At 54.1% G+C, this 357-nt stretch carries 1 rRNA gene; it reads left to right on the forward strand.

The annotated features are described in order from the left end of the window. Window positions 1–357, forward strand: a 23S ribosomal RNA gene (locus tag AB4Y35_RS42140); the annotation flags it as partial.

Raw genomic sequence — 357 nt, forward strand, 5'->3', positions numbered from 1 at the left:
GGCTAAAACAGTCAGGAGGTTGGCTTAGAAGCAGCCACCCTTTAAAGAAAGCGTAATAGCTCACTGATCGAGTCGTCCTGCGCGGAAGATGTAACGGGGCTAAGCCATATACCGAAGCTGCGGATGCGTGCGTTCCTTTAAGCGCACCACGCTTGTCGCTGCGCAGCAGCGACAAAGCACCCAACAATGATCGTTGGTGTGTGAGTCGTGGTGGATTTAAAGGAACGTACGCATGGTAGGAGAGCGTTCCGTAAGCCTGCGAAGGTGCGTTGAAAAGCGTGCTGGAGGTATCGGAAGTGCGAATGCTGACATGAGTAGCGATAAAGGGGGTGAAAGGCCCCCTCGCCGTAAGCCCAA

The sequence above is a fragment of the Paraburkholderia sp. EG286A genome (genome assembly GCF_040965375.1).
Taxonomy (GTDB): Bacteria; Pseudomonadota; Gammaproteobacteria; order Burkholderiales; family Burkholderiaceae; genus Paraburkholderia.